General features: G+C 75.1%; 2 protein-coding genes. Both read right to left on the bottom strand.

Annotation, left to right across the window (positions count from 1 at the left end):
* Positions 1 to 1162, bottom strand: a 1162-nt coding sequence (locus CCN33_RS28860; protein ID WP_086696326.1) for an NAD(P)/FAD-dependent oxidoreductase, incomplete at its 3' end; no start/stop codon positions are given.
* The coding region (locus tag CCN33_RS28855) for a molybdopterin oxidoreductase family protein (protein WP_167387972.1) at positions 1159 to 1663 on the bottom strand (505 nt) is incomplete at its 5' end. The genes CCN33_RS28855 and CCN33_RS28860, both read right to left, overlap by 4 nt.

Genomic DNA, 1663 nt, shown 5'->3' with positions numbered 1-1663 from the left:
GTCCTGGGCGGGACTCCTCGGGCAATCGGACGGACAGCGGGGCGGTGAGCAGGGACAACGGATCGGGGCCGACGGGCCGGCCGGTGAGATAGGCACGGGTGAGGGTGCCCGCGGTGGCGAGATCGCCGACGAGGATGGCGCCGACGATCCGGTCCCCGCGCAGCACGAGCTTCTTGTAGGCCCCCCGGGTCGCGTCCCCGATGCGCAGCACGTCGGCGCCCTCCTCGGCCGCGTCACCGCACGCCCCGAACGCGGCGTACTCCACGAGGCCCGCGGTGAGCCGGGTCATGGGCCGGGAGCCGGTGTAGCGCGCCCCGGGGTCGGCGCCGGAGAGGCGGGCGGCGAGCACGTCGGCCTGCGCCCAGGCGTTCGTGGCCAGGGCGTACGGCGCGGTGCGGTGCTCGGCGCAGTCCCCGATGGCGTAGGTGTGCGGAGCGCAGGCGAGGCTGTCGTCGACGAGGATGCCGTGCCGTACGGGCAGTCCGGCCGCGCGGGCGAGGGCGGTGCGGGGGCGGACTCCGCAGGTGGCGACGACGAGGTCGGCGCTCGTCGGGGTGATGGCACCACCCGGCGTGGAGGCGAGGTGGACGGTGACGCCGAGGCGGGCCAGTGTGGTGTGCAGGGCGTTGCCGGCCTGGCTGTCCAGGTGGCGGTGGATCAGGTGGGGACCCTTGTGGACGAGGTGCACGGGCAGACCCCGGGCGGCCAGGGCGCGGGCTGTGCCGACGCCCAGTACGCCGCCGCCGATCACCACCGCGCGGGTGGCGGTGTCGGCGTGCCGGGAGATACGGGCGGCATCGGCGAGGGAGCGCAGCGTGTGCGCACCTTCCGCGCATGCCCGTACGGGCTCGGCGCCCGTGGCCAGGACCAGTTCGTCGTAGGTCTCGCGGCTCCCGTCGGCGAGCGTGAGCGCCCGGTCGCGGACGTCCACCGCCACCACCTCGGTCCCGGTGCGCACGCGCGCGCCCCCGGTCGGCAGAGCCGGCGCGCCGGACCGGTACCGCCCGGCGAGGACATCGGCCAAGAGCGCCCTGTTGTAGGGCGGTTCTGGCTCGGCCCCGTACAGGACCGTCTCCGTACGCCCGGCATGAGCCTGAAGCTGCTGGGCCAGGCGTGCGGCGGCCATTCCGGCGCCGACCACGGCGATGCGGCGGGACCTCACGCGCCGACCGCCACCGGCTCGGCGGGTGCGCAGACCCGGGGGAGTACCGCCTTCTCCACCTGTACCGCGCACACCTTGAACTCCGGCATCCGGGAGACCGGGTCGAGCGCCGGGTTGGTGAGCAGGTTCGCGCGTCCCCCGCCGGGCCAGTGGAACGGCATGAACACCGTGTCCGGCCGGATGGCCGCGCTGAGGCGGGCCGGGACGGTGACGGTGCCCCGGCGACTGGTGACCGTTACCAAATCGCCTTCTCTTACGTCGAGTTGAGCGGCCGGATCGGGGTGCAGTTCCACGTACGGACCGGGCGCGGCGGCGGTCAGCTCCGGCACCCGGCGGGTCTGCGCGCCGCTCTGGTAGTGGGCGACGGTCCGTCCCGTGGTCAGGTACAGCGGATACGTGTCGTCGGGCTCCTCGGCGGCGGGCCGGTGGGAAGGCGCGGTGAAGCGGGCGCGGCCGTCGGGGTGGGCGAAACGGTCCAGGAAGAGGCGCGGGGTGCCGGGG

The sequence above is a fragment of the Streptomyces recifensis genome (assembly GCF_002154615.1).
GTDB lineage: Bacteria > Actinomycetota > Actinomycetes > Streptomycetales > Streptomycetaceae > Streptomyces > Streptomyces griseoluteus.
This window is presented reverse-complemented; position numbering and strand designations above follow the sequence as displayed.